The 1,332-nt window shown below is 73.6% G+C and carries 2 protein-coding genes; both read left to right on the forward strand.

Annotation, left to right across the window (positions count from 1 at the left end; genetic code table 11):
* The coding region (locus tag IF83_RS0129395) for an ATP-binding protein (protein ID WP_030549418.1) at positions 1 to 288 on the forward strand (288 nt) is incomplete at its 5' end.
* Between the two features lie 251 nt (positions 289 to 539).
* Positions 540 to 1,332: sensor domain-containing protein (locus tag IF83_RS0129400; protein ID WP_037682053.1), on the forward strand; the 793-nt coding region annotated here is incomplete at its 3' end.

The raw sequence follows: 1,332 nt of genomic DNA on the forward strand, positions 1-1,332 counted from the left end.
GCCATCGAAGGCATCGCCTACTTCACCGTCTCCGAACTCCTCCAGAACATCAGCAAACACAGCCACGCCCACCACGCCACCATCGACATCTGGCACACCGAGAACCGACTCCTCATCCAGGTACGGGACGACGGCAAAGGCGGCGCGAGCAGGGACGGCGGCAGCGGCCTCACCGGGCTCGCGGAGCGGCTGGAGGCGGTGGACGGGCTGTTCGTCGTCGACTCGCCGCCGGGGGGGCCGACCTCCGTGACGGCCGAACTGCCCTGGCGGGACCGGCCGGCGGGCTGAGCGCACCCGTCCCGGCCGACCGCGACGACGGCCGCGTCCCCGAACGGCCACTCCCGTTCCCCGAGCAGCCACTCCCGGCCCGCGACTCCCCGGCCCGCCCTTCCCCCGCGGGTGGGGAAAACCCCACCCGGAGACGCCGACCCGCTCCATGGCCCCGCCCGTCCCCGCCGCCGCAGCATGGAAGCACCTCATCCGGCGGTCCGCGCGGCAACGGCCCCGCGGTCGCCACGGCAGAACGGACGGACGACACCATGGCCACCGCGTACGACGCACCGGGACTTCGCGTCCGCCGGCTGCCGGCGGCGCTGCGCGCGCCGCTGGAGGGCCGGACCTGGCGGGAGTTCCTCCATCTGCTGCTCAATCTGCCGATGGCGACCGTGATGTTCGCCTTCGCGGTCTCCATGACGGCCACGGGCCTGGGACTGCTCGTCACCTTCCTCGGCCTCCCCGTGCTCGCCGCCGCCCTGGCCGGCTGCCGCGCGCTGGGCGCGGTGGAGCGCGGCCGGGCACGGGTGCTGCTGGACCTGGACGTCGCCTCGCCCGCGCCGGTGCGTCCGGAGAAGCCGGGGATGTTCGCGTGGCTGGGCGCGGTCCTGGGGAGCGGTGTCTCCTGGCGGCATCTGCTCTACGCCCTGCTGCACTTCCCGTGGGCGGTGTTCGGCTTCGCCGTCTCCGTCTTCCTGTGGACGTACGGCTGGGCGCTGCTGCTGTACCCGGTCTGGTACTGGTTCCTGCCGGAGGTCGGCGGGCAGTCGGGGATCCAGCTGTACGGCGACGGGCGCGGCAACACCCTTCATCTCGACAGCCCGTTCGAAATCCTGGTGACCGGCGCCGCGGGCCTGCTCGTCGTCCTGGCGACGCCGTGGGTGTTCCGCGGGCTGACGATGGTGGACCGGCTGCTGGTCAGCGGTCTGCTCGGGCCCTCGCGGCTGGCCGCCCGGGTCTCCGAGCTGGAGTCGGGGCGGGGGGCGGTCATCGACACCGCCGCCGCGGACCTCCGCCGCATCGAACGCGACCTCCACGACGGAGCACAGGCCCGCCTCG

Origin of the sequence: Streptomyces albus subsp. albus, from assembly GCF_000719865.1 — a bacterium.
Taxonomy (GTDB): Bacteria; Actinomycetota; Actinomycetes; order Streptomycetales; family Streptomycetaceae; genus Streptomyces; species Streptomyces albus_E.